The 26,224-nt window shown below is 35.7% G+C and carries 21 protein-coding genes; 6 read left to right on the top strand and 15 right to left on the bottom strand.

Annotated elements, in window-relative coordinates; translation table 11 throughout:
- Positions 1–43: 43 nt before the first annotated feature.
- Entirely contained in the window at positions 44–1,483 is a 1,440-nt protein-coding gene (locus tag AB6B24_RS10550) for a recombinase family protein (protein WP_369164652.1), read from the top strand.
- Between the two features lie 19 nt (positions 1,484–1,502).
- On the opposite strand, the gene pyrF is transcribed toward AB6B24_RS10550, so the two are convergent.
- The 11 genes from pyrF to AB6B24_RS10605 all read right to left on the bottom strand — a co-directional run bounded on the left by pyrF (position 1,503) and on the right by AB6B24_RS10605 (position 13,029).
- Entirely contained in the window at positions 1,503–2,213 is a 711-nt protein-coding gene (gene pyrF / locus AB6B24_RS10555; protein WP_311920058.1) for an orotidine-5'-phosphate decarboxylase, read from the bottom strand.
- A gap of 220 nt (positions 2,214–2,433) precedes the next feature.
- Complete coding sequence (locus AB6B24_RS10560; protein ID WP_311802790.1) at positions 2,434–3,369, bottom strand: dihydroorotate dehydrogenase; 936 nt, start codon at positions 3,367–3,369, stop codon at positions 2,434–2,436.
- 70 nt (positions 3,370–3,439) lie between these two features.
- Entirely contained in the window at positions 3,440–4,228 is a 789-nt protein-coding gene (locus tag AB6B24_RS10565; RefSeq protein ID WP_098393657.1) for a dihydroorotate dehydrogenase electron transfer subunit, read from the bottom strand.
- Positions 4,229–4,558: 330 nt separating this feature from the next.
- A complete protein-coding gene (locus tag AB6B24_RS10570) occupies positions 4,559–5,923 on the bottom strand; it encodes an MDR family MFS transporter (protein WP_195927494.1) in 1,365 nt (454 codons plus the stop codon).
- Positions 5,924–6,085: 162 nt separating this feature from the next.
- Positions 6,086–6,802, bottom strand: coding sequence for a GntR family transcriptional regulator (locus AB6B24_RS10575; protein ID WP_058205444.1), 717 nt, complete (start codon positions 6,800–6,802; stop codon positions 6,086–6,088).
- Between the two features lie 56 nt (positions 6,803–6,858).
- Positions 6,859–8,301 (bottom strand): glycoside hydrolase family 1 protein, encoded by a 1,443-nt coding sequence (locus AB6B24_RS10580; RefSeq protein ID WP_058205443.1) that lies wholly within the window; start codon positions 8,299–8,301, stop codon positions 6,859–6,861.
- Positions 8,294–8,848 carry a hypothetical protein gene (locus AB6B24_RS10585; RefSeq protein ID WP_038600586.1) on the bottom strand — a complete coding sequence of 185 codons (555 nt, stop codon included), beginning with the start codon at positions 8,846–8,848 and terminating at the stop codon, positions 8,294–8,296. Before AB6B24_RS10585 ends, AB6B24_RS10580 begins: the two co-directional genes overlap by 8 nt.
- Complete coding sequence (locus tag AB6B24_RS10590) at positions 8,845–9,684, bottom strand: carbohydrate ABC transporter permease (protein ID WP_173402260.1); 840 nt, start codon at positions 9,682–9,684, stop codon at positions 8,845–8,847. Before AB6B24_RS10590 ends, AB6B24_RS10585 begins: the two co-directional genes overlap by 4 nt.
- A complete protein-coding gene (locus tag AB6B24_RS10595) occupies positions 9,681–10,580 on the bottom strand; it encodes a carbohydrate ABC transporter permease (protein WP_104142523.1) in 900 nt (299 codons plus the stop codon). Before AB6B24_RS10595 ends, AB6B24_RS10590 begins: the two co-directional genes overlap by 4 nt.
- Before the next feature lie 85 nt (positions 10,581–10,665).
- The gene (locus AB6B24_RS10600; protein WP_058205442.1) at positions 10,666–11,985 is read right to left on the bottom strand and encodes an ABC transporter substrate-binding protein; all 1,320 of its coding nucleotides are present in this window, start codon (positions 11,983–11,985) and stop codon (positions 10,666–10,668) included.
- Between the two features lie 117 nt (positions 11,986–12,102).
- On the bottom strand, positions 12,103–13,029 hold the full coding sequence (locus AB6B24_RS10605) for a hypothetical protein (protein WP_058205441.1): 927 nt from the start codon (positions 13,027–13,029) through the stop codon (positions 12,103–12,105).
- A gap of 98 nt (positions 13,030–13,127) precedes the next feature.
- Between AB6B24_RS10605 and AB6B24_RS10610 the strand changes: the two genes are divergently transcribed.
- The 4 genes from AB6B24_RS10610 to AB6B24_RS10625 all read left to right on the top strand — a co-directional run bounded on the left by AB6B24_RS10610 (position 13,128) and on the right by AB6B24_RS10625 (position 17,525).
- On the top strand, positions 13,128–14,066 hold the full coding sequence (locus AB6B24_RS10610; RefSeq protein WP_311802798.1) for an acetylxylan esterase: 939 nt from the start codon (positions 13,128–13,130) through the stop codon (positions 14,064–14,066).
- Positions 14,067–14,232: 166 nt separating this feature from the next.
- The gene (locus AB6B24_RS10615) at positions 14,233–15,444 is read left to right on the top strand and encodes an SPFH domain-containing protein (RefSeq protein ID WP_311802799.1); all 1,212 of its coding nucleotides are present in this window, start codon (positions 14,233–14,235) and stop codon (positions 15,442–15,444) included.
- Between the two features lie 159 nt (positions 15,445–15,603).
- Entirely contained in the window at positions 15,604–16,743 is a 1,140-nt protein-coding gene (locus AB6B24_RS10620; RefSeq protein WP_311802800.1) for a TFIIB-type zinc ribbon-containing protein, read from the top strand.
- Positions 16,740–17,525 carry a TPM domain-containing protein gene (locus tag AB6B24_RS10625; RefSeq protein ID WP_029344018.1) on the top strand — a complete coding sequence of 262 codons (786 nt, stop codon included), beginning with the start codon at positions 16,740–16,742 and terminating at the stop codon, positions 17,523–17,525. Before AB6B24_RS10620 ends, AB6B24_RS10625 begins: the two co-directional genes overlap by 4 nt.
- 30 nt (positions 17,526–17,555) lie before the next feature.
- Here the strand turns inward: AB6B24_RS10625 and AB6B24_RS10630 are convergent, their stop codons facing one another.
- From AB6B24_RS10630 to AB6B24_RS10640, 3 genes are all read right to left on the bottom strand, one after another.
- Positions 17,556–18,092, bottom strand: coding sequence for an rRNA large subunit pseudouridine synthase E (locus tag AB6B24_RS10630; protein WP_025017118.1), 537 nt, complete (start codon positions 18,090–18,092; stop codon positions 17,556–17,558).
- A gap of 435 nt (positions 18,093–18,527) precedes the next feature.
- Entirely contained in the window at positions 18,528–21,722 is a 3,195-nt protein-coding gene (gene carB, locus AB6B24_RS10635) for a carbamoyl-phosphate synthase large subunit (protein ID WP_311802802.1), read from the bottom strand.
- 311 nt (positions 21,723–22,033) lie between these two features.
- On the bottom strand, positions 22,034–22,507 hold the full coding sequence (locus AB6B24_RS10640; RefSeq protein ID WP_064974148.1) for a glutathione peroxidase: 474 nt from the start codon (positions 22,505–22,507) through the stop codon (positions 22,034–22,036).
- A 162-nt stretch (positions 22,508–22,669) separates the two neighbouring features.
- Between AB6B24_RS10640 and AB6B24_RS10645 the strand changes: the two genes are divergently transcribed.
- Positions 22,670–23,299, top strand: a complete 630-nt coding sequence (locus tag AB6B24_RS10645; RefSeq protein ID WP_012897981.1) for a glycoside hydrolase family 73 protein — start codon at positions 22,670–22,672, stop codon at positions 23,297–23,299.
- A 42-nt stretch (positions 23,300–23,341) separates the two neighbouring features.
- Here the strand turns inward: AB6B24_RS10645 and yoaB are convergent, their stop codons facing one another.
- On the bottom strand, positions 23,342–25,978 hold the full coding sequence (yoaB, locus tag AB6B24_RS10650; RefSeq protein ID WP_311802805.1) for a cation-translocating P-type ATPase: 2,637 nt from the start codon (positions 25,976–25,978) through the stop codon (positions 23,342–23,344).
- Between the last annotated feature and the right edge of the window lie 246 nt (positions 25,979–26,224).

Consider the following 26,224-nt stretch of genomic DNA (forward strand, 5'->3'; position numbering starts at 1 on the left):
ATTTTTACTGTACTTATTTTAACAAAAATGAGGTACAAAAACAATGAAAAAAGTAGCAATCTATTGCCGAGTCAGTACACTAAGCCAAGCTGAAGATGGTTATTCCATCGGAGAACAACAAGATAAACTGAATAAATATTGCGAAATAATGGGATGGGAAGTATCAGAAGTCTATACTGATGCAGGTTTTTCTGGAAGTACCATAGAACGGCCAGCTATGAAAAAATTACTTAGAGATGCCGAAAATCGTACTTTTAATACTATTTTAGTTTATAAACTGGATCGCCTCTCTCGAAGTACAAGTGATAATTTATATTTAATCAAAGAAGTTTTCAAAAAGAATGACATTGAATTTGTATCACTAAATGAGAAAATAGATACATCTGACGCTATGGGAGAGTTCTTCTTCACTCTTCTTGCTGCGGTTGCTGAAATGGAACGAAAAACAATAACAGAGCGTATGGCATTAGGAAGGCTCGGACGTGCAAAATCAGGAAAAACTATGGCTTTCTCAACCCCTCCTTATGGATACAAAAGAACTCCTGGTCAAGACATCCTTGAAATTGTACCCCAAGAAGCCAAAATTGTTCAAAAGATATTTACTGATTATATGGGTGGAAAAAGTGTGGCTACAATCCGTCAAGAATTAAATGAAAAAGGATATTCTTCAAGAAAAGGAAAGTGGCCCTTCAGTACAATTAGAAATATGCTTGAAAATACGGTTTATATTGCTAAGGGTAAATTTAAAGGTAAAGCCTATGAACAAGAGCATGAAAAAATAATAAGCGAAGAACTTTTTTGGGCTGTACAAGATGAGTTGGAAAAGCGCCAAATTAAGCAAGTTGAACTAACCAATGTAGCTAGACCATTCCGTGCTAAATATATGCTATCTGGTCTACTTAAATGCGGATATTGTGGCGGACATATCACATCTTTAACTGGTCCCAAGCGTTTAGATGGGACTTCAGCTGTAAGATATGAATGTGTAAGGAGAAAGGATTATAGAAAGCGCCTATCTGATAATCAGAAAAAATGTGACTCTGGATATTATCATAGATTAGATTTAGAAGAGCATGTTATTGAATATCTTGCTAATTTACCAACTAAAGAAACTGAGTTGAAAAAATTCTTATCGCTTGATAAATCAGAGGCATTTAATTTTGAAGCGGTTAAAAAAGAGTTACAATCTGTAAATAAGAAAATTGATAAAGAAAACTATCTTTTTAGAAATGATTATATTGATGAAGTTGAACTTCAAAAGAATGTTAAAAATCTTTTAGGGGTAAAAAAACAGTTAGAAAATCAATTGAATGAAAACAAAGAAGGCAAAATAAATCACGATAAAAATAATCGAGTTTTAGAATTACTGAAATCAGGGGACATAAGAACAATGGATTATGAACAACAAAAAAAGATAGTAAAAACATGCATCAGCAAGATTTTACTTACTTCTGATGAAATTACTATCATACTTAATTTTTAATTTTCTAAAAAACTATGTATTAAGTCCATTCTGCTTTTATCGCATGATAGCTAGCTACTGGATCTTTTGCTTGGGTAATTGGACGGCCGACAACAATATAATCTGAACCAATTGTTCTTGCTTCTTTAGGTGTCATTACTCGTTTTTGGTCGCCTTTACTTGCACCTTCTGGGCGAATTCCTGGTGTGAGACAAATGAATTCTTTCGATGTCGCTGCTTTAATTTTTTCAACTTCATGTGCCGAACAAACGACACCGTCAAGTCCTGCTTGAGCGGTTTTTTGTGCGTAATTAATAACCGATTCTTCAAGACTAGTCATAATTTTTTGGTCATTTTGCATAATCTCCTCAGAAGTTGAGGTTAATTGTGTGACCGCAATTAATTTTGGTCTTTGCCGTCCAACTGGCGTTCCAGCCTCTAAACCACGTTTAGCTGCAACCATCATTTCAACACCACCAGCGGCGTGAACATTAACCATATCCACTCCCAAACGTGCTAAAACACGCATTGAGGATTCAACAGTATTTGGAATATCATGGAGTTTTAAATCAAGGAATACACTGTGACCGAGCGATTTGACATAGTAAACGACTTGGGGTCCAGCCGTGTAAAAAAGCTCCATTCCTAGTTTAATATACAATTGTTCTGACGGATCAAATTTTTCGAGAAAATCTTTTACGTCTGAGAATTCAGGGAAATCAAGGGCAATGACAGGTTTATTTTCTTGCATTTTTTTACTTCCTTTTTTCTAAATATTTAATGACAGAATTATCAGCTCCGCTGACAATTCTTTTAGCTATCGATAAAATGCTCGCTTTGGTCGCTAATGAACGAGAGAATTATCAGTTCCACTGACAATTCTCTTAGCTACAGATAAAATGCTCAATTTAATCGCATTTTACTGACAGAATGATTAAACAGGCTGTCAGTAATTTTAGCTAATAATAAAATCATCTTTTTGAGTTTTTAACTTCTTGAATCAAGTTTTCTAAGCTATCAATTCCATATTGATCCATTACCTCTGGTAATTTTTCAATGATTTTTGGACAGACAAATGGGTCAGCAAAATTGGCAGTGCCAACGGCAACGGCTGAAGCTCCTGCCATATACATTTCTAAAACGTCTTGAGCACTTTCAACCCCACCCATTCCAATGATTGGAATGTCAACCACTTGAGCCACTTGATGAATGAGTTTGAGTGCAACTGGTTTAATTGCAGGACCCGACAATCCACCTGTAATATTTGCTAAAACAGGTTTTCGTGTTTTCAAATCAAAACGTACACCCATCAGTGTATTTATCATTGTCAATCCATCTGCTCCAGCAGCTTCAACTGCTTTTGCAATCGGAACAATGTCGGTCACGTTGGGTGAAAGTTTCACATACAAAGGCACCTTACTGACCGCTTTACAAGCTTTGACTAGCGCAGCTGCAACATTTGGATCTGTCCCAAAAGCTTGTCCGCCGTGTTTAACATTAGGGCATGAGATATTTAATTCAATGGCTTTCACATTGGGTGCATCTCCAATTTTTGCACAAACAGCCACATAATCATCTTCTTCAGAACCAGCTACATTGGCAATAATCGGAAGGTCTGGAAAATTTTCATTGAGCCAAGGCAATTTTTCGGCCATTATAACTTCTAATCCTGGATTTTGTAGCCCAATTGCATTAAGCATGCCACTCGCTGTTTCAGCCACACGGGGTGTTGGATTGCCAAAACGAGGATGAAGGGTTGTTGCTTTGACCATGATTGACCCTAATTTGTTCAAATCATAATATTTGGCATATTCTTCACCAAAGCCAAAACAACCTGAAGCTGGAATGATTGGATTTTTTAAATCAAGTCCGGGTAATTTTACTGACAGACGATTATTTTCGGTCATTTTTTCTCCTAATTTTTTTGTGACAATCATCAGCTCTACTGATGATTATTTTACTGATTGAATAGTCCGATTATAGTGATAGTTGTTTTCCTAAAAATACAGGACCATCTTCACAGACTTTAAGGGCATGATTCTCATCTTCTTTATCATGTTCAACGCAAGCATAACATGCTCCGATTCCACAAGCCATCCGGCTTTCCATTGAAATATAAAGTCGTTCCAACTGGTCATATTTTTTTGCAACAGCTTTGAGCATGGCTGGCGCACCACAAGTATAAAGAGCATCAACTTCAAAATCAACTTCTTCCATTAACATCCCAACATGACCTTTTGTTCCATAAGAGCCATCGTCAGTTGCAATTTTCAAGCTTACATTTTTTAATTCAGCAAATTCTTTCTCTAAAATCTTGACCTTTTCAGAAGCAAAACCCAGCAAAATGGTCATTTGGCAGTTTTTTTCTTCAAGTTGTTTAGCCAATTCATAGAGAGGGGGAACTCCAATTCCTCCGCCGACAATTAAAATTTTATCAGTCGAAACTACCTCATCTACTGGAAAACCATTTCCCAGTGGGCCCATTACATCAATTTTTGCACCTGTTTGTAATTTTGAAATTTCATAAGTTCCACTTGTTTCGTCACCACTTCGATAAAGAATCGTACAAGTTTTTGCGACTTTATCCCAACTGGAAATAGAGATTGGGCGACGTAAAAGCATACTAGCATTAGGTACAGCAAGATGTAAAAATTGTCCCGGCAAATTCATCTCTTCTACTAACTCTCCTTTAAGAACCATCTCGAAAATATTAGAAGCAACCTCACGTTGGCTGACAATCGTCATCATCTCTTGTAACTTAGGCATTATTTCTCCATTCTTTATTCGGACAGAAGCTACAGCTTACTGAACCTTCTTTTATTCACCAATAAAATGCTCATGTTAATCGCATTACTGACAGAAAGTTCAGATTTACTGACAACTCCTTAATTGACACAAAAAAACACTTGTAAGAGAACTTACAAGTGTACTAAAAAACTGGTAATTTACTGACAGAATAAATGCGCTAAAGAGTAGTTCATCTTTAAGCTATCAGTAAGCCAAATTAAATTTTCCGTATCCTTGCAAGCCTCTCTGGACTTAGTTAAAGGTTTTAAAATATTATAACGAAAAAAGTGTCATTCGTCAAAGATTTTTTTAATGATTGGCTCTAATTTTTTTCAAATTTGGGAAACTGACAATTAAACTCACGATAATCAAGATGAAAAATAGAGCTAAAATAATTGAAGTTCCATGACTTGTTCCAACTTTGAAGCCATTGAGTCCTTGGAAAATTGAAAGTGTCGTTGCGACAACTGCCGTTGCCACCGCACCGATAAATTGTTGCAAAGTATTGACCAAAGCATTTCCATCAGAAAGTTGGTCAGTAGCTAAAGTGCTCAAGCTACAAGTCATTAAGTTACTATATGAAATCCCAAGACCCAACATCAAGACAATGTGTGCCACCAAGAGTAAAGCAAGACTTTTTGTTGGTAAAAAGACGAAAAGCAAGGCAAGACCAAGAGCTGCTAAAATCAAACCAGTCGTAATTGGTTTTCTGGCACCAATTTGGTCCAAAACTTTCCCAGAAATTGGTGCTAAAACTGCGCCAATCAAAGCTCCAGGAAACATAAATAGTCCCGCCACTGATGAACTAAATCCCGCAGAAACTTGAATAAAACTTGGTAAAACAAAAGATAGACCTAATAGCAAAGCTTGATATACTAAAAGACTGAAAATCAGTGCCACAAATCGGTGATTTTGCAAAATTCCTAAATCAATTAAACTTTCTTTGCGGTTGAATCGAACAAACAAGAAAGCTCCAACCAATCCTACAATAAAGAGTAAGGCGAAAGTCATTAAATGCTCTGCACTTAGAGCCGAAATGAAAGCAAAGAACATAATTGATAATGCAATAACTGGACGAAGCGCCAATTTCTTTGGCGTTTTTGCCCTTTCTCTTGGAAGACAAGCCAAACCAAGCACTAAAGAAATTACCACCAAAGGTAAAAGGAAAATATAGATATAACGCCAATCAAGCGAATTAGAAATAATTCCTCCATAAGTTGGGCCAATAGCCGGAGCGATGGAAGTCGTTAAAGTCCCAATTCCCATCATCATTCCTCTTTTATGAAGTGGTGCTTTAGTCAAAATCAGGTGGAACATCAGAGGTAAACCAATCCCGGTTCCCACCCCTTGTAAAAGTCGGCCAAATAATAGCATGGCAAAATTTGGTGAGAAACAGTTGGTCAAAACCCCAACTAAAAAGATAAGATTAGCGACCAAGAAAAGTTTTCTTGCTGAAAATCGCTCATTAAAATAAGAAGAGAGCGGAATCGTAATCGCAATCACAAGCAGATAAATCGTCGTTACCCATTGTATTTTTGAGGTAGAAAGTCCAAACTCATTAATCAGCGTTGGGAAAGTCACATTCATCGCTGTTTCAATCAAAACGCCAGAAAATGACAAAATCCCTGTAGCAATCACTGCCCCCAATAAGTGGAAATGGTTGTTTTTATTCATGCAATAAAATCTCCTAAAACTAAACAAAAAGAGACGAAATTATTATCCTAAAATAATAATTTCGCCTCTGTATAATTCAACATAATTTATGTTATCTGTACGAAAGTTATAACTTGTCTATTATATCTATAAATCTGATAAAATGCAAGCCTTAACTTAAATTTAGTTTTTATGCATTAGAACTGTTTCAAAAGCGTATTTATCATAACGATGAACATTCATCGAAAACTCAAAAGTTCTCCCATCTGATAGATAACCAACCTGTGATACTAAAACAATTGGATCTCCAGACTTTCCTCCTAACTCAGACAATTCTTCATCAGTCCCTTTTCGGGCTTCAATTTTACGATGAGCACTTCCAATCGTTAAACCAAGTTCATCTTCAATATACTCATAAATTGATCCTGAACAAATTTCAAAAGTTAAATTTTTGATTAAATCAACAGGCATATAAGTACTCTCAATAACATATGGATCTTCGTCTATCAAGCGAGTCCGAACGACATGGTATAAATCGCTAACTTCGCTTAGCCCCAATCGTTCCATTATTTCTGGCTCAGACTTTACTACTTCAAATACTAAAATACGACTTTCTACCACTTTATCAGCAAAGAATGCACTTGAACCCTGAAACTGATTGACCACCTTTAATTTTTCAATGTCCTCAGTACTTAATCCTTTAACAAATGTCCCACTTCCTCTTCGCTTAACAATTAAACCTTCATTGACAAGCTCATCCATTGCTTTTTTTATCGTTAATTTGGAAGCACTATATTTCATGATCATTTCCGATTCTTTAGGGAGCAAAGTTCCAGGTTTATATTTTCCAGAAATAATTTTATTTCTTACATCGTTTCGGATTTTTGCGTATTTATTCAAATACCTCTCCTTTCAAAACCTTCTCTATTATTATCCGAATTATAGCACTATTTACCTCAAAAACGAAATGTTTTATTAAATTTATCAAAGAATTCCTCAGAGAGCTCTAATCCCGAATTTTCTGTTAAATTTTTAAAGAAATAAGCCGATTTTTTCAAAGTCTTTTCTTGTGTATGAATATTCACAGAAATCAAACCATAACGATTACGATAAGAATTACGCCAACTAAAACAATCAATTGGTGTCCATAGATGAAAGCCAAAACAAGAACTTCCCTCCTCGATTGCTTGATGCAACCAATACAAATGTTCTTGAATAAATTGAATCCGATAATCATCATCAATCTGTCCCTCTTCATTCAAATATCGCTCCTCATTGCTAACTCCCATACCACATTCTGAGACAAACCAAGGAATATTATCATAATTTTTTTGGATATTTTTAGCAATTTCATATAATGCTCGAGGATAAATTTCCCAACCCTTATCAACATTCATTCGCGCACCATGCATTTGGTAATTAGCAAAATATTTATTAGGTAACCAATCTACAGCTAAGCTATTTGGTGAATAATAGGGCTTTTGTGCTCGATTTGGATGATAATAGTTAACTCCAAGTCTATCGACTTTATTATTTTTTATAATGGCTAGTTCTTCTTTAGTTGATTCCCAAATCACTTTATCTTTAGTCAAGAGTTCAACCAATTCCTTAGGAAATTCTCCTTTGACAGAAGCATCCATAAATAGCTGATTTTGCCATAAATCCGCAATATGAGCCGCAGCAATATCTTCTTTAGCCTGTGACGCTGGATAATTTGGACTTAGATTTAATACAATTCCTATTTTACCATTAGGATTTTGATTGATTTCATGAAATTTTTGAATTGCTAAACTTGAAGCTAATTGCAAATTATAAGCTACTTGTACTGCAAGTTTTCCATCAACCAAATCTGGATAATGAAATTGATAGAGATAACCCCCTTCAACCACTACCATTGGCTCATTATGGGTAAACCAGTCACTCACTCGATCGCTAAAGAGTTTAAAACATTGCTCAGCAAATTTTACATACAATCCAATCACATGTTTATTTGTCCATCCTCCATATTTATGAAGCAAATCAACTGGTAAATCAAAATGATGTAGATTGATGACTGGGCAAATCCCATTGGCTATAAATTCATCAATGACAGCATTATAAAAGTCGACTGCATCTTGATTTACTGTTCCCTCTTCTAAATCATCAATTAAACGTGACCATTGAATGCTTGTTCTCACCGAATTTAAACCCGCTTTTTTCATCAACTTAATGTCTTCTCGAAAATCATTATAAAAATTACTAGCCATATCAGGACCAATCTCATGCCAAAAACGTTCAGGATTTTTTTCAAAATCATAATCAAAAATATTGGCGTGTTTCTTTTTAAAACGGCCTTCAGTCTGTGGACCACTTGTCGCCGCTCCCCACCAAAATTCTTTTGGAAATATTATTTTAGTCATTTACTTTCACTTTCTTTTTATCTAAGTGTTTAAAGGAAATATCAATCATTTTACAGAATAATCCAGGAACAAAAAACAAGAACCAAACTCGATTAAAACCAGTCAAAAAAATGGCTAACAAAATGAGCATTAAGCTATAAATTGCCATTGACCAATTTCCCATTAGTTTTTGCATGACATCTGTAAATTTTTCAAGTCTATAATAGGTCTTGAAAATAATATATATCAAAGTCAGAACAAAATAAGCCGAACTAACCAAAATTAAAAATGTCCCTAAGTTACTTAAAGGAAAATGGCTAGCCAAAACAAAAACTCCAATTATAAAAAGAAGAATCAAATTGCTCCATTCAAATTTTAACTCAACCTCTTTTGTCCTTTCACGATATTTGTCATAATAATTCCCTCCAAGGTAAGCAAACGTCCTTTTAAAAGAAAAAGTTGTCCCTAAAAAAACAAAACCAAGCAGAATATTTAACCAGAACATTAAAGAGGCAATAATTATCATATAAACCTGTTGAATCAACCAAATAAAACCTGATACTTTCATTTAACAGCTCCTGTTACCCCATTATAAATATATTTTTGTAAAACGATAAAGACAATCAAAATCGGAATAATTACAATCATAACTCCGGCCAAAATGACTGGCCATTGCACAACTGATGAACCTTTGAAAGCAAAAAGTGCCGTCGAAATGACCTGTAAGCTAGGGTCAGGCATATAGAGATAAGGATTATAAAAATCATTATATACACCAACGCCAGAAATAATGACCATAGTCACAATCGGTGCTTTCAGATTTGGCAAAATGATTGACCAAAAGATTCTAAAGTATGATGCTCCATCTAGCAAAGCAGATTCATCTAAAGAATAAGGAATTTCTTGTAAAAATTGGAGAAAAATGTAAAGTGCAATCACATTTGTCCCAATATAAAGGATAATCACTGACCAACGTGTCCCTACTAAACCAAGTTTATTAACCAATTGAAAGACTGCAACTTGAGAAGTAATCGCTGGAATCAACATAGCTATTGTAAATAAAGCTAAAATAAGCTTTTTAAGCCGAAATTCAAACCGATTCATCACATAAGCAAATGATGACGAAATCAAAAGTTGCCCAACCATTGATACCACAAAAATAATCACAGTATTCTTAAAACCAGTCAACATATTCCCTTCGGTGAAAGCTTTAGTATAATTATCTATTGAAAAATGTTTTGGCAAGGTCAATACACCAGAATTAGTAAATTCTGTCATTGATTTAAATGACCCTATAAATACGACTAAAAGCGGTAAGACTGCTACAATAGCGGCTAAAACTAATGGAATATATTTTAGAATGACACCAATATGAAAGATTTTCTTGTCCGTTTTATTCATCATGCACCTGCTTTCTTTTTAGCAACACTTCTGTCTTGAGTCAAAATAAACTGAGCTGCCGAAACGAGGACGACAATAATCAAAAGAATAACTGCCATTGCTGAAGCTAGTCCCACTTGATTATAATTAAAAGCAGTTTGTACCGTTTGAATGACAAATGTCATTGTCCCATTTGCACCTCCCGTCATGATATATGGCACTTCAAATACTGAAAGTGATCCCGAAACAGATAAAATAATATTCAAAAATAAGATATTTCTGATTGCTGGAATAATGATATATCGAAATTGATTCCAACGATTCGCACCATCAATTTCTGCTGCTTCATAAATTTCAGGGTCAACTGATTGAATGGCACCAAGAAAAATTAAAAAATTAAATCCCATATAACGCCAAATAGATACAAATGATAAAGAAATATTATTGATTGATTGATTTCCTAACCAGAGCGGAAGGTGATGGATTCCAAACAGATGTAAAAGAGAATCTAATGTTCCACCAGTTTTATAAAAATATAAGAACATAAAACCAATCGCTACCCCATTAAGTAAGTAAGGGAAAAATAAAATTCCTTTCCAAAAATTTGCAAATTTAACTTTGAAAGATAAAATTGTCGCAAAAAGTAGGGCAAGTCCAAGTTGCGGAAAACTTGATAAAAAATAATATAAACTTGTCTTAAAAACACCAAAATAATTGGGATTTGAAAAAACTTTTTCATAATTAGCAAATCCAATATAGTTTGAGCTTGGCGAAATTCCATTCCAATCGGTCAGTGAATATTGAATCATTCTCACCAAGGGGTAGTAGGAAAACATTAAAAGCAAGACAATAGGGACAATAGTAAATGAAAAAATAATTAATCTTTTCTGCGCTTTTTGCGATAACTTACTCAAGATAATACCCTCCAAAATGAAAGGCTGGAAAATAAATTTCCAACCCAGCACCTTTCTTTTTTCTAAAAATATATTTAAATTATGAAATTTTCTACTTTTTATCCGGATTATATTGTTTTACATTTTGTGACCAAGCAGTATTTAATCCATCCATAATAGAGGCAAAAGACTTCTTAGATGAGCCAACACCAGAATCAATAATTTGTTGTTTAACAGTTTGAGTTGTACCAATTCCAACTTGCGAACCATTATTAATATTTGAGAATAAGTCTGCTTTATCTGCTGGTGTGGAACCTGCTTCAAAGAATACGACTCCATTTTTCTTAGCATCATTTAAATCTGTTGGGTAAGGTTGATTTTTCATAGCTGTCATTCCACCATTATCTTTAGCGAAATCAGATTTATCTACCAGCCATTTAACCCAATCCTTAGCCGCTTCTTGATTTTTACTGTTTTTATTAACTCCCCAGTTATAGTCGCCGCCAACAAGCATATATGTTTTACCATCAGGAGCAGTTTGTGGGAAGGGTTCGACGTTAATCGCATCTTTATTTGATGACATTTGAGCTTGAACTTGAGGAACAGCCCATGTCGCAAGCATCATCACTGCAACTTTATTTTTAGCCATTTGCGAAACTGAAGTATTCCAATCATCTGTCGTTGGATCATGATTAATCAAGCCATCTTTAGCAGCGGTGTAAAGTGTATTGTAAATAGTGTACATGGGCTGACCTTCTGTGAAAGGTTTATCTGTTTTGGCAAGTGCTAAATCAAAGTTTGGATCTCCAGCTACTGATGAACGTTGGAAATCCCAATCAACTAATGCCCAACCACAAGCATAGTTGGTATACAAAGGAGTAACATCAGGTAATTTTGCTTTAATTGTTTTTAAATCTTGGATAAATTCATCCGTAGTCGTGGGCCATTTATCAATACCAGCTTTTTTGAAAACATTCCAATTAACGACAAAACCATTTGCATTGACTTCTGAAGGAAGTCCGTATTGTTCTCCTTTGTAAGTACGGTCTTGTAGACTAGTATATTTCTTTTCTAAATCCTTGGTTTTACCTAGTGAGCTAAAGAAATTAGGATAGTCTTTTGGTGCAACTGCTGCTGGAATCGCAACGACATCACCAAAATTTTTTGATGACATCCGTGTTTGCTCTGTTTGGTCATAGTTATTTAAGGCTTGTTCTTTAATAGTGATGTTAGGGTATTCTTTATTAAACTCAGCAATATACTTTTTCCACATTCCATTAGAGTGCATGTCAGTTTTTTGGTTAACAAAGGTAATGGTTGCCTTAATATTCTTTCCAGATCCCGACGAAGAGGTTTTGCTACCGCAAGCTGCAAGCGTTATTGCTGCTAAACCTGTAATAGCGAGTGAACCAAAAATATACCGTTTTTTCATGATAACTTTCTCCTTATGCGCTCGTGTTTGTAAGCGTTATTATTTTATGGAATAAGTATATACTTTTAAAATCTTTTTGTCAATGCTTTTTTATAATTTTATTACAATATTTGATCTTTAAGATTTATCATAATAATCTTTGATTAATTTTTCAGCTGGTTTGTTGTAAAAAGCATAATCTTTGTCAAATCTCACCTGATCCTCAGAATAAACTTGAGCTTTCCAATCCCAGAGACCAAAACCTAAGACAAAATCTACCTTGGCACAAGCGGTTAACATTCCATTATAATACCGCGTTTGAGCTTCAAGATTTACTTCTCCTTTGATGGTCCAATCATTTGGCAATAAATCTCCACCATCAATACTTGGAGCACCTGCTTCACAGAAGAAAAATGGTTTGTCATATTTTTTTATGACTTTTTCGATTCGCCTTAGCTCTTTATCCCATTGATCAAAGGGATAATATCCAGAACTTGAAATGACGTCAACTGCATCCCACCAAGTCAAATGATTTTCTTGGTATTTGTCACAATTATAAGTAATCAAACCTTTATAAATCTCACGAACATCGTCAATCAACTTCCGCCATTCTTTTTCTCGATGGTCTGAGCTAACGAGCTCACAGCCTACAACAAACATTGTAGCTCCACATTCTTGAGCGATTTTAGCATAATGAAGCTGAAATTCAGTATAAGCTGCAAACCAATCTGACCATTTTGGTTCACAAATAACATCAATATCAAAAAAATTAATATAAGCTCGCCAAGTGCCATCAGTACAATTAATCATTGGTTTTAAAATGACGTCTAGTCCCAGACTTTGAGCATAGCGAATTGTCGCTTTTACTTCCTCATCTTTTGGTGGCATAGTCTGCCAATTAATGCTTGTTGTGTGAGCATTTGCTTGCTCAGCTACAATGGTTAAAACAATCGTATTAATATTTGTTCGTTCTTTCAGAATTTTCATCGACCGCTGAGCATTGCAATTATTTAACTCTCCTGGTTTAGCATAGTATCCAAAACTTGCTGCTTTGATTGCTTTCATTTTTCTTGCCTTTCTCTTATCAAAAGTATATACTTATATTAAACAAAATAAGTGTAAACCTTTTCAAAAAGAATTGCAAGACTAAATCGGAGAGTATTATGACAAAAATAAACAATTGGCAGGATTATCAAGGAAGTTCACTTAAACCAGAGACTTTTGAAAAATTTTGGGATGAAAAAATTAATTTGGTTTCGAATCATCATTTTGAATTTGAATTAATAGAAAAAAATCTTTCCTCTAAGGTAGCAAAGTTTTATCATTTATGGTTTACAGCTATTGATGGAGCTAAAATTCATGCTCAATTAATTGTTCCCAAAAATATGAAAGAGAAATACCCAGCCATCTTACAATTCCATGGTTATCATTGTGATAGTGGAGATTGGGTCGATAAAATAGGAATAGTGGCCGAAGGGAATGTAGTTCTTGCGCTTGATTGTCGAGGGCAAGGTGGTTTAAGTCAAGATAATAGTCAAACTTTTGGAATGACGATGAAAGGACTCATTGTTCGAGGAATTGATGAGGGATATGAAAACCTCTATTATGTTCGTCAATTCATGGACTTGATGAGTGCGACAAAGATATTATCCGAGTTTGATTTTGTTGATGAAACAGATATCAGTACACAAGGTGCTTCTCAAGGCGGGGGACTTGCAATTGCTTGCGCCGCACTTTCTCCACTTATTAAAAAAGTAACTGCCACTTATCCATTTCTTTCAGATTATCGTAAAGCTTATGAGCTTGGTGCCGAGGAATCTGCTTTTGAAGAGCTCTCCTATTGGTTTCAGTTTAAAGATCCACTTCATCTAAAAGAAGACTGGTTTTTTAATCAGTTGGAATATATTGATATTCAAAATTTAGCACCAAGGATTAAGGCTGAGGTCATTTGGATTCTAGGCGGCAAAGATACTGTTGTTCCTCCGATTACGCAAATGGCGGCTTACAATAAAATACAAAGTAAAAAATCTCTCTATGTCTTACCTGAATATGGACATGAATATCTTCCAAAAATTAGCGACTGGTTAGGAGAGAATCAATAAATTCCGACTTTAGTCTGATTTTAGTAAATTTTCAAATAATTGATAGGTTTCGTCAGAGAAATTTGATATAATTAAGTCAAATAGCTGAGCTATTCACTAAAGGAAAGGAAGGCAAATTCATTCTCTAAAATTTTGTTTTGAATTGAATTTGTTTGTAAAAGAATACATGGGAATTATTAAAGCTGCAACAGGTTCACTCGGTGGGGCGTTGGCTGACCAATGGCTTGAGGTCATTGAGCCAAATGAAATGTCAGACCAAACGGTTTTCACTAAGGGAATTAAAGTAAGAAAAGATGCAAAACGTGGTTCTAATCGTAAAGGAACCGAAGACGTAATTACTGACGGTTCTATCGTTCACGTTTATGAAAACATGATGATGATTCTTGTGGATGGTGGTAAAATTATTGATTACACCGCTGAACCTGGATATTATACTGTCAAAAACGACACTGCGCCAAGTCTTTTTAATGGTGATTTACGTGATTCAATTCAAGAAAGCTTCTTCCGTTTCAAATTTGGTGGAACAACTCCTCAAAAACAAGAAGTTTATTATGTCAATCTTCAAGAAATTAAAGGCATTAAATTTGGAACAGCGACACCTCTTCAATACTTTGATAATTTTTATAATGCAGAGCTTTTCTTGCGTACACATGGAACTTATTCAATAAAAATCACTGACCCTCTTGCTTTTTACGCAAACGTCATTCCTAAAAATGCTGACCATGTCGAAATTCAAGAAATTAATGACCAATATTTGGCTGAATTTTTAACGGCTTTAAATACGTCAATTAACCAATATTCTGCTCAAGGCGAACGGGTTTCATTCTTAACTTCAAAAAGTATGGAGCTCAGCAAATACATGGCCTCTGTACTTGATGAAGATTGGAAACAGTTTCGAGGAATGGAAATTGTTTCTGTTGCTGTCGCTAGCATTTCTTACACTGATGACAGTCAAAAATTAATTAACATGCGTAATCAAGGCGCAATGCTTGGTGACCCTTCTATCCGTGAAGGTTTTGTCCAAGGAGCTGTTGCTCGTGGTCTTGAAGCCGCTGGTTCAAACACTGGTGGTGCGACAAATGCCTTTATGGGAATGAATATGGGTGGACAAAATCTAGCTGGTTTTTCACAAACTAACCAAGCTCAAATGCAAGCCCAAGCAGAGAACAAGGCCGATACTTGGACTTGTCCTGAATGTAATACTAAAAATACCGGTAAGTTCTGTTCAAATTGTGGGCAAGCGAAACCCTCAGCAACTCCTGCTATGCCTGAATTAAATATGGCTTGTAACGAGTGTGGAGCAGTCGTTAATTTGGCGAATGGTGTTCCAAAATTCTGTCCTGAATGTGGTAAGCCTTTTGTGGCCAAAGCGCTCTAAGACATGTAAATAATGATTTAAGATAAAGTAGTTCTAACTTAGGGCTGCTTGTCTTTGCGTATTTTTAAGAATTTATTTCTGATGAAAATTCTTTTAGTTTCTAACTGAATTTCCCCTGCTAAATAAGCAGATTTCATAACTTAAAAGTAAGGAGTAACGATGAGCGAAAGCCAAGTTCTTACACATAAATGTCCCAATTGTGGAGGTCCACTGCTTTTTGAACCCAAAAATCAAAAATTTCACTGTGAATACTGTGGTTCAACATTTACGGAACAAGAAGTTTCTGATTTCGAGGCCAAGCAAGAGGCAGCAAAAGTTACTGACAGTCCTATCAGCTCTGTCAGTAACGCTGAAACGACTGACGAAAAGGAAAAAATTACTGACAGCGACGAAAAAAGAGCTGACGAAAACACTGATGAAGAAATCGGACTATTTCTCTGTCCATCTTGTGGTGCAGAAATTGTCACTGATGCGACAACTGCTTCAACTTGGTGCTATTATTGTCATAATCCAGTTGTTCTGACCGAGCGATTATCTGGTAAATTTCTTCCCGAAAAAATTCTCCCTTTTCAAATTGAGAGAAAAGCGGCTGAAGAACAATTTTTAGACTGGGTGGGCAAGAAAAAATTTGTTCCCAAGGCCTTTTTTGACAAAAAACAAATTCAAAATCTGTCAGGCGTTTATTTCCCCTATTGGGCTGTTGATGCTGAATTATCTGGCGGTATTTCGGCGCAAGCCACCAATTTACGCGTTTGGATGGTTGGCGATACCGAGTACACTGAGCATTCTCAATATGAGATTCAGCGGGGCGGAGAGACAAAATTTAAGGATTTAATCAAAAATGCCTTGAAAAAAAATCTGTCAGACAAAATGGTTGGCGCCGTTCAACCTTTTGATATGACTACTGCTATTCCTTTTAAAAATCAATATCTTTCTGGCTTTTTAACTGAAAAACGAGATATTGAATTCCCTGATATGAAAGAAAATGTTGAGCGGGAATTTCGTCAATATGCTGACGGATTAATGGAATCAACAATTGTCGGTTATACTTCTGTCAGTAATTTACAGAGTAATCAGCAGATTAAAAATATCGATGAAGATTATGTTTTACTCCCAATCTGGCTGGTTACTTATAAAGAAGCTGGCAATAACCGTCTCTTTTATTACGCGATGAATGGTCAAACTGGTAAAGTAGCCGGACTTCTACCCATTGATAAGAAAAAACTTTGGACAGTTGCCATTGGAATCTTTATTCTAGTGCTTCTTCTTGGAATTATTGTGGGGTATTTGCTATCATGAGAAAAAAATTAGTATTTCTTTCTTTATTTTTCTTAAGCTTCTTCTTTTTACTCATTGCACCAAAAACATCAGCGGCGACGTTCTCGTCAGGTCTTGAAGATAATCTTCAACTTTTAGGTGGAAATGTAACCCTCCTTGAACAAGAAGCTCAGAAATTGGCTAATGAAACAAAAGCGGGTGTCTATGTTGTCACGACAGATAGCTCTACCCCTGCCAGTCAAATGGCAAAAACTTATCTAGCTGATAAAGTAGGCGCTAAAAACAACGGTGTCGTTTTGGTCATTAATATGAACTTACGTAAAGTTTATATTTGGGCAACAGGAAATCTTAAATACTACTTGCCTTCGAGTCGAATTGAAAAAACCTTAGACATTGTCCAACCCGAATTGACTGACAATAATTATTATCAGGCTGTCAGTGGATTTTTTGACCAAGTTTCTAAATATTACCAAGCAGGAATTCCAACATCAAGAAAGTATTCTATCAATTCCGAAACAGGAGCTGTAACTTTCCATCGCAGCTTTCAACCCTTATCAATTTTGATTGCTCTTATCATTTCTTTGATTGCAGCTGGTGGCTTCGTTTGGACCATCTATCGTCGTTATCAAATGAAAGACGCTCATGCCGTATGGCGCTATGATTACGGTCGAAATGGTAATTTAGAACTCCATCAACGTGAAGATATTTTAGTCAATACATTTATAACTACAAGAATTATCCCTCGTCCTTCTTCTGATAACAATAATTTCAGTGACGGTTCTGGTGGCGGGCGTTCTTTCTAAAATAAAAAGGAATCACAAAATGATTCCTTTTTATTTTTGAATAATTTTATATTCCCCAGATTTTAGATTTCCCAGTGAATATTGACCAATTGACCAACGAATTAACCGAAGTGTTGGGAAACCGACCGCTGCCGTCATCCTTCTAATTTGCCGATTTTTTCCTTCTTTGATTGAAATTTCAACCCAGCTTGTCGGAATTGCCTTTCGTTCACGAATTGGTGGAGTCCGTTCCCAAAGCCAATCAGGTTCATCAATTAATTTTACTTTCGCAGGCAATGTTTTTCCATCTTTTAATAAAAGACCTTTTTGCAACTTTTGCGCTGCTTCTGACGAAAATTCTCCCTCTACTTGAACCAAATAAGTCTTGTAAGATTTTGATTTTGGGTCTGTCAGTAAATGATTGAGCTTTCCATCATCTGTCAGTAAAAGTAGACCTTCACTATCTTTATCCAATCTTCCAGCAGCATAAACATTTGGTATTTTAATATAATCTTTTAAAGTTTTCCGACCCTCTCCGTCAGTAAATTTTGTTAGTACATCATAAGGTTTATTAAATAATATAATCATAATTTTTTTGCAAAAGTTCATCTTTCTCAAATCTATTTCTATTAATTATTTTACCAAAAAAAATTATTATTAGCTTACAAACAGAGTCATAGCTAAGACTGATGGAGGCATTTTAATTGATTTACTGCTTTAAGACCAATAATAGAATAAAATATTAGAATGTTTAATATTAATATAAGCCCCTAATAAAATAATAAAAAACTCCCGTTTAAAATGAAAGTTTTTTATTTTAGAGTAAAAGGAAGTTTTTTTACTAAGCATTCGTTTCTTCTCTTTTTGAGTTTTTTATGTTTCCACAACAAAATAATGAAAATAAGACAAGTAGTAATAAACTGACGACTAATAATCTCCTTGTTCAGGGATAGTAATCCTTAGAACATTCTTTCTTATAATGGTTTTGTTATAGACAAATTAAATTTTGAAACTTTTTATTCGTTAAATATTTTTTGTTGTGAAACTCCGGCTTTGCATCACTTTTAAAATTGCAGCAACAGTATCTAGTGATGTGAAAAGTGGAATACCGCGACTAATTGCTTCTTGGCGAATACGGAAACCATCGGTAGCCGTTGTTAATGAGGCACGAGTATTTCCCATTGTGTTTACAACTGCTTGAACGCGTCCCTGACGAATATCTTCAACTAATGTTCCTTCTTCATCTTCTCCACCAGCTAGTTTTTCAACTTCACGGACATAAAGTCCATTTTCCTTAAAGAATGCAGCTGTTCCTTGAGTTGCTACTAGTGAATAACCTATTTCTGCGAAATCTTTAGCAAGTGCTAGCGTTTCTTCTTTATCTTCATCAGCAACTGTGAATAATACCGAACCATAATCTGCCATGTGTAGTTTAGCGGCTTCAAATGATTTATAAAGTGCTTTTTCAAGGGTCACATCTGAACCCATTGCTTCACCTGTTGATTTCATTTCTGGACCAAGTAAGCTATCCACTTTTGCTAGTTTTGTAAAACTAAAGACTGGTGCTTTCACGTGGACCATATCAGGAGTTTCTGCTAAGCCTTCTGTGTAGCCTAAATCCTTCAAGTTTTTCCCTAAAATCATTTGTGTCGCCAATTGCGCCATTGGAATGTTTGTCACTTTAGATAAAAAGGGAACAGTCCGTGACGCGCGTGGATTTACCTCAATGACATAAACTTGTTCTTCAAAAATAACAAATTGAATGTTCATCATTCCGATGCAGTTCAAACCAATTGCTAATCGTTTAGTGTAATCAACAATTGTATCAATAATTTCTTGTGAAAAAGTTTGTGGTGGATAGACAGCCATTGAGTCACCTGAGTGAACCCCTGCTCGTTCAATATGTTCCATAATTCCTGGAAGAAGAACTTCCGTGCCATCACAGATTGCATCGACTTCACATTCACGTCCTTGTAAATAAGAATCAACGAGTACTGGATGTTCTGGTGAAGCTTTTACCGCACGATTCATGTAATCACGCAGGTCCTTTTCATTATTAATGATTTCCATTGCTCGACCGCCTAAAACAAAAGATGGGCGAATAAGGACTGGATAACCAATTTTATTGGCGTTAGCAACAGCTTCTTCTTCATTTGTTGCTGTAGCTCCTGGTGGTTGTGGAATCTCTAAATCTTGTAATGCTTTTTCAAATAAATCTCTGTCCTCAGCACGGTCTAAATCTTCAACTTGCGTTCCTAAAATTTTAACCCCAGCTTTAGAGAGAGGTTCCGCTAAATTGATAGCTGTTTGTCCGCCAAATTGAACAATCACGCCTTCTGGTTGTTCTAAGTCAATGATATTCATCACATCTTCAAAAGTTAGTGGTTCAAAATAGAGCTTATCTGAAATTGAGAAATCTGTCGAAACGGTTTCTGGATTAGAGTTGATGACAATTGCTTCTTTTCCAAGGGCTTGAAGTGCTTTTACACAGTGAACTGTCGCATAATCAAATTCAACTCCTTGTCCAATTCGGATGGGACCTGAGCCGAGTACAATTATTTTCTCTTTGCTTGAACGTTTAGACTCATTTTCCCATTCATAAGTTGAATAGAAGTAAGGCGTTGAGCTTTCAAATTCTGCCGCACAAGTATCAACCATTTTGTAAACTGGAATAATTTGATTTTCTTGTCTACGACGTCTTACTTCTTCTGGACTAACGTTCCATAATTTGGCAATCTGACGGTCAGAAAATCCATTTTTCTTAGCCGTTTTTAAGAGTTCTGGTTCAAATATATTTACTTTTAATTGGTCTTCAATTTCGACGATATGGAGTAATTTATCAAGAAAGAAAATATCAATCTTGGTTAAATCAGCAATTTCTTCAATAGGAATTCCACGACGAATCGCTTCTGAAACATAGAAAAGTCGGTCGTCTTGTGTTTTAACCATTTTTTCATAGAGGATTTCATCATCTGCTTCTTGTGCTTCTTGTAAATCATTATGAAAAACACCAATTTCAAGTGAGCGAACAGCTTTTAGAAGACTTTCTTCGATGTTACGTCCAATTGCCATGACTTCGCCTGTTGCTTTCATTTGTGTTCCTAGGTGACGGTCACCATTTTCAAATTTATCAAATGGGAAGCGAGCGATTTTTGCTACAACGTAGTCAAGTGCTGGTTCAAACATGGCATAAGTTTTATTAGTGACTGGATTAATGATTTCATCTAGTGTCATCCCAATCGCAATTTTAGCAGACATTTTTGCAATCGGATATCCTGTTGCTTTAGAAGCTAAAGCTGATGAACGACTTACTCGTGGGTTAACTTCGATTACTCGATATTCATAAGAATGTGGGTCAAGGGCAAGTTGAACATTACATCCCCCTTCAATTTTTAGGGCACGAATAATATTTAGTGAAGCGTCACGAAGCATTTGATATTCGTTATCTGAGAGCGTTTGGCTTGGTGCAAAAACGATTGAGTCACCTGTGTGAACTCCAACTGGGTCAAAATTTTCCATATTGCAGACAACAATCGCATTGTCAGCAGAATCACGCATAACTTCATATTCGATTTCTTTATAACCAGCAATTGATTCTTCAATTAGGCATTGTGTTACTGGAGAAAGTTTTAGTCCATTTGCCACAATCTCACGAAGTTCTTCTTCGGTATCACAAATTCCTCCACCTGTTCCACCCATGGTAAATGCTGGACGGACGATGATAGGATAACCAATTTTGTCAGCAATTTCAACTGCTTCATCAACCGTTGTTGCAATATCACTGGCACAGAGTGGCTCACCAATTCTTTCACATAATTCTTTAAAGAGCTCACGGTCTTCTGCTTGGTCAATGGCGCTTAATTTTGTTCCAAGAAGTTCAACATTAAGCTCTTCAAGAATTCCTGTTTTGGATAATTCCATTGCCATGTTAAGTCCTGTTTGTCCACCAAGTGTTGGCAATAAGGCATCAGGACGTTCCTTACGCAAAATTTTACTGACAAACTCTAAAGTAATTGGTTCAATATAGACAGTGTCAGCTATTTCTCTGTCAGTCATGATTGTTGCCGGATTTGAATTGACTAAAACAACTTCGTAGCCTTCTTCTTTAAGTGCAAGACAGGCTTGTGTTCCTGCATAATCAAATTCTGCGGCTTGACCAATAATGATTGGTCCAGAACCGATAATCATAATTTTTTTGATATCATTGCGTTTTGGCATTTGTTTTCTCCTTTGTAGTAAAGCATAACTTCGTTGCAAATGATTCACAACCCGCTTCGCTCCTTGCGCACTTTATTTTCAACATTAAAATGTCATAAATAAAGCAAAAACATCTGCCAGAAACCTAGCAGATGTGTCCTAAAATGCCTTAGCAACTTACTGACAGTTCTGTCAGTAACTTTTAAGGATAATATTTCTTGTTCACAACCTTGCTAGCCTCTCTGGACTAGATTAAAAGTTTTATTGTTTATTAGTTTAGCAAAATAATTGAGCTTTTACAAGTTTTAAAACACTTTTCCTTAAGAAATTAATTAAAGTAATTTTTGGATTTCTTCTTCCATTTCTTTAGGTTCCGTTTTTGGCGCAAAACGCTCAATAACATTTCCTTCTCGGTCAATTAAAAATTTTGTGAAATTCCATTTAATGGTCCCGCTAAGTGCCCCTTTTGCTTCTTTTTTCAAAAATTGATAAAGGGGATGTGCTTCTTTACCATTGACTTTAATTTTTTGAAACATGAGGAAAGTGACTCCATAATTTAACTGACAGAATTCATTGATTTCCGAATTTTCGCCAGCGTCTTGATTAGCAAATTGATTACAGGGAAAGCCTAAAATTTCTAATCCTTGGTCTTTATAGTTTTCATACAATTTTTCAAGTCCTTCAAATTGCGGTGTAAAGCCACATTTACTTGCAGTGTTGACCACAATTACAACTTTGCCTTTAAAATCAGACATTGAAACAGTTTCGCCGTTCATTTTAACGGCACTAAAATCATAAAAATTCATTTGATTGCCTCCATGGCTTTTATTTAATTATTTATTGACAATAGCGATTCTGTCAGTAAAATTTTACTGACAGAAATTTTATCGCTTACTTCTTAACTATTTTTAGTATAACAAATATTGATTTTTAAGCCAAGAACTTGAATTTTATGTTAAACTATTTTTATGAAATATAAAACTCGACGAAGAAAACCAAATCGACGTCAATCCTTGTTAAAACAGCTCATCTTTATTTTCCTAGTTATTTTAGGAATCTTAGTCTATAATAAAATTTTTAATAACCAAGCACAAAAGCCGTCTGAAGCACAGCTCCAAGAAATTAATGAACATAAATTCATCAAAGAAATTGCTCCACTCGCTCAAAAATCGCAAAAAGAAAGTCAAGTACTAGCTTCTATCACCATTGCTCAGGCCTGCCTTGAGTCTAATTTTGGCAAAAGCGAACTTGCAAGCAAATATCATAACCTTTTTGGTGTCAAAGCATCTGGTGATGTGCCAAAGGTTTCGCTTGCTACGCAAGAATATGAAAATGGTCAGTGGGTCACTGTCCAAGGTGTTTTCCGTGTTTATCCAAATTTTGCTGATTCAGTTTCGGCACATACCCAGCTTTTCCTTTACGGAACAACATGGAATTCTAAACAATATGCTTCGGTTCTTAGTGCAACTGATTATAAAACTGCTGCTAAAGCCGTTCAAAACTCTGGCTATGCAACAGACCCCACTTATGCTGACAAACTTATCAATATGATTGAAACTTATCATTTAAATCAATATGATAAAAGTTCAAGCATTTAAAAATCACTGACAGATTTATTGTCAGTGATTTTTTCTAAAATTTTAATGTTTTTCAAAAACGCCTTTAATTGACTTGAGAATTTCCATAAAGATTACAGCAATTACGGCAAGCCCTGCTGCTACAATCCATTGAGACCAACCAAAAGCAGCTGGAATTGAGAAAATTTCTCTGAGGAATGGAAGAGTAGTCAAGCTGTATAAAGCAAGACAGAAAGTCACAGCCATCAAAACGTACTTATTCGTTGTAAAACCAAGTTTTAAAATATTTTGTGAATTTGAACGTGCAGCAAAAGTTTGCAAAGTACGTGCCAAAATCAAAGTTGTAAAGGCCATAGCCACACCCATTTCAGGTGATGTTTTTTGTCCAACATATTGCGAAATAATCGCCGCAATCCCAATCAATGAACCCCGAATCAAAATAACCCGCATTAACCCATTGGCAAAGATTCCTTCATTTAACTGACGAGGAGCTTTTTCCATAACATCTGGTTCTGCTTTTTCCATCCCTAAGGCAATTGCTGGGACAGAGTCATTGACCAAGTTAATAAATAAAAGTTGCAAAGCAGTAAATGGATTGACCCAGCCCACGACCAAAGCAAAGACAATCGCAATAATCGCTCCTAAGTTTCCAGAGAAAAGGTAACTAATTGATTTTTTGATATTATCATAAACCACACGACCAATTGATACAGCAGAAACAATCGATACGAAATTATCATCAGTCAAAATCATACTTGACGCATCTTTTGCTACATCTGTCCCTGAACCCATTGCAATCCCAATATTAGCTTGTTTCAGGGCTGGAGCATCATTTACACCATCACCAGTCATCGCGGTTACTTGATGCTCATTTTGCCAAGCACGAACAATCCGAATTTTATTTTCAGGAGATACACGAGCATAAACCGAAATCTTTTCTAAGTTTTCACGAAGTTCATCCTCAGTCAGTGCGTCAAGTTCTTGACCAGTGAGCGCCATATCTTCTTCGTTCATCAAACCAATATCTTTGGCAATGGCTTGTGCTGTCGTTTTGTGGTCACCCGTAATCATAATCGTTTTAATGCCGGCTTTTTTAGCTTCGGCGATAGAATCATAAACAGCCTCACGAGGTGGGTCAATCATTGCTGACAGACCAATCAGAATCAAATCATTTTCGTCAGTAAGTGTGAGTTCAGTCTTATCATCACTGACAGGTTTGTAAGCATAAGCTAATACACGAAGCGCTTTTTGACTGAAAGCTTCATTTTGAGCTTGAAATTTCTCTTTCAATTCAGGAGTAAATTCTTGCACTTTCCCATCCAAGAAAACTTGATTACAGCGATTAAAGAGTACATCTGGGCCACCTTTAACAAAAATTGTTTTCTGACCTTCAAAATCATTGATTGTACTCATCAATTTACGTTCTGAATCAAATGGAAATTCAGCCAGACGTGGTGATTTTTCTCTTAAATCTTGATATGGATAACCGATTTTATCACTGTAAGCAATTAAAGCCACTTCAGTAGGGTCACCCAATGCTTGACCTTCTTGTGAAAATGATGAATCATTACAAAGCACCATTGCATTAAGTAACAATTTTTGGTCTGCCTGTGTTAAATCTGTCAGTTCTTTACTGCCTTGCGTTGGCAAGAAAGAATCAACAACGGTCATTTTGTTTTGAGTCAAAGTTCCAGTTTTGTCAGTACAAATGACCGAAGTTGAACCTAAGGTTTCTACAGCTGGCAAATTACGCATAATCGCATGCTGTTTTGCCATTTTATTTGTTCCAACAGATAAAACAATTGTAACAACAGATGAAAGAGCTTCAGGAATTGCAGCAACCGCAACTGCAACTGCAAACATGAATGAATCAAGAACAGCCTTTTGCATATCAGCCGTTTGATTTGTCGTAAAGAGTCTCAAAATTTGAACAGCAAAAATTAAAGCACAGAGTGCTAAAATTGCCCAACCTAATTGTTTACCAAATTTTTCCAATTTTTGTTGAAGTGGCGTTTGTTTAGCTTCCGCAGTTTCCAACATTTGAGCAATTTTACCAATCTCGGTTTGCTCAGCAATTGCTGTTACAAGAAAATCTGCTCGTCCATAAACAACAAGACTTGAACTGAAGACCATATTCTTGCGGTCACCAAGTGCAACTTCTCCCTCAATGACATCCGAAAATTTTTCAACCGGTTCAGACTCACCTGTCAGCATTCCTTCTTCGACACGTAGGTTTTGAACATCAATTAAACGTCCATCTGCTGGAATAAAATCACCGGCCTCAAGTGAAACAATATCGCCAACAACAAGCTCACGCGCAGGAATTGATGCTTTCTCTCCATTACGTAAAACTTTAGCTGAAGGTGCCGACATCTGTCTCAAAGCATCTAAAGAACTTTCTGCTCGTTTAGTTTGCACAACCGCAACCACTGAATTAATCATCAAAACAATGAAAATAACAAGTGATTCAACAAATTCCCCCAAGAAAAGTTGGACAAAAGCAACTAAAAGTAAGATGATAACCATTGGGTCTTTCAAAGTATCAATAAAAAGTTCCCAAGTTGAAGTTTTTTTCTTTTCTTTCAATTCATTGAAACCATCTTTAGCTTGACGATTTTCAACTTCTTTTGGGCTCAAACCTTCGAATTGACTTTTAGTTTCCTCTAAAACTTCATTGACGGATTGATTGTAAGGCTGCATAATGATTCTCCTTTATTTCTAACTGATATCATGAGAGGTTTTACAAAAAAAGACCTCTGCCAGATATCAAAACTGGCAAAGGTCTTGCTAAACATACATAAGTATGTCAACAAAGCCGGTGAGAATCTCACGAATTGACGACTTTGTTTCGGTCTTACCGACGCTACTCCCCTTTGGAATATTTAAGTTACCCTCATTTTATTAAAAATGGGCCTTTTTGTCAAGTTATTTTCTTATTTTTTAAAT

Origin of the sequence: Lactococcus sp. AK05 (assembly GCF_041026685.1) — a bacterium.
In the GTDB taxonomy this organism is placed as follows: domain Bacteria; phylum Bacillota; class Bacilli; order Lactobacillales; family Streptococcaceae; genus Lactococcus; species Lactococcus lactis.

Bases quoted from the DNA above. Each gene is read 5' to 3' on its own strand.
- AB6B24_RS10585 (WP_038600586.1), bottom strand. From the start codon at position 8,848: ATGAAAGTATCAGGTTTTATTTGGTTGATTCAACAGGTTTATATGATA.
- AB6B24_RS10580 (WP_058205443.1), bottom strand. From the start codon at position 8,301: ATGACTAAAATAATATTTCCAAAAGAATTTTGGTGGGGAGCGGCGACA.
- AB6B24_RS10615 (WP_311802799.1), top strand. From the start codon at position 14,233: ATGGGAATTATTAAAGCTGCAACAGGTTCACTCGGTGGGGCGTTGGCT.
- AB6B24_RS10625 (WP_029344018.1), top strand. From the start codon at position 16,740: ATGAGAAAAAAATTAGTATTTCTTTCTTTATTTTTCTTAAGCTTCTTC.
- AB6B24_RS10630 (WP_025017118.1), bottom strand. From the start codon at position 18,092: ATGATTATATTATTTAATAAACCTTATGATGTACTAACAAAATTTACT.
- AB6B24_RS10565 (WP_098393657.1), bottom strand. From the start codon at position 4,228: ATGCCTAAGTTACAAGAGATGATGACGATTGTCAGCCAACGTGAGGTT.
- AB6B24_RS10600 (WP_058205442.1), bottom strand. From the start codon at position 11,985: ATGAAAAAACGGTATATTTTTGGTTCACTCGCTATTACAGGTTTAGCA.
- AB6B24_RS10605 (WP_058205441.1), bottom strand. From the start codon at position 13,029: ATGAAAGCAATCAAAGCAGCAAGTTTTGGATACTATGCTAAACCAGGA.
- AB6B24_RS10590 (WP_173402260.1), bottom strand. From the start codon at position 9,684: ATGATGAATAAAACGGACAAGAAAATCTTTCATATTGGTGTCATTCTA.
- AB6B24_RS10560 (WP_311802790.1), bottom strand. From the start codon at position 3,369: ATGACCGAAAATAATCGTCTGTCAGTAAAATTACCCGGACTTGATTTA.
- AB6B24_RS10640 (WP_064974148.1), bottom strand. From the start codon at position 22,507: ATGAATTTTTATGATTTTAGTGCCGTTAAAATGAACGGCGAAACTGTT.
- yoaB (WP_311802805.1), bottom strand. From the start codon at position 25,978: ATGCAGCCTTACAATCAATCCGTCAATGAAGTTTTAGAGGAAACTAAA.
- AB6B24_RS10550 (WP_369164652.1), top strand. From the start codon at position 44: ATGAAAAAAGTAGCAATCTATTGCCGAGTCAGTACACTAAGCCAAGCT.
- carB (WP_311802802.1), bottom strand. From the start codon at position 21,722: ATGCCAAAACGCAATGATATCAAAAAAATTATGATTATCGGTTCTGGA.
- AB6B24_RS10645 (WP_012897981.1), top strand. From the start codon at position 22,670: ATGAAATATAAAACTCGACGAAGAAAACCAAATCGACGTCAATCCTTG.
- AB6B24_RS10620 (WP_311802800.1), top strand. From the start codon at position 15,604: ATGAGCGAAAGCCAAGTTCTTACACATAAATGTCCCAATTGTGGAGGT.
- AB6B24_RS10610 (WP_311802798.1), top strand. From the start codon at position 13,128: ATGACAAAAATAAACAATTGGCAGGATTATCAAGGAAGTTCACTTAAA.
- pyrF (WP_311920058.1), bottom strand. From the start codon at position 2,213: ATGCAAGAAAATAAACCTGTCATTGCCCTTGATTTCCCTGAATTCTCA.
- AB6B24_RS10570 (WP_195927494.1), bottom strand. From the start codon at position 5,923: ATGAATAAAAACAACCATTTCCACTTATTGGGGGCAGTGATTGCTACA.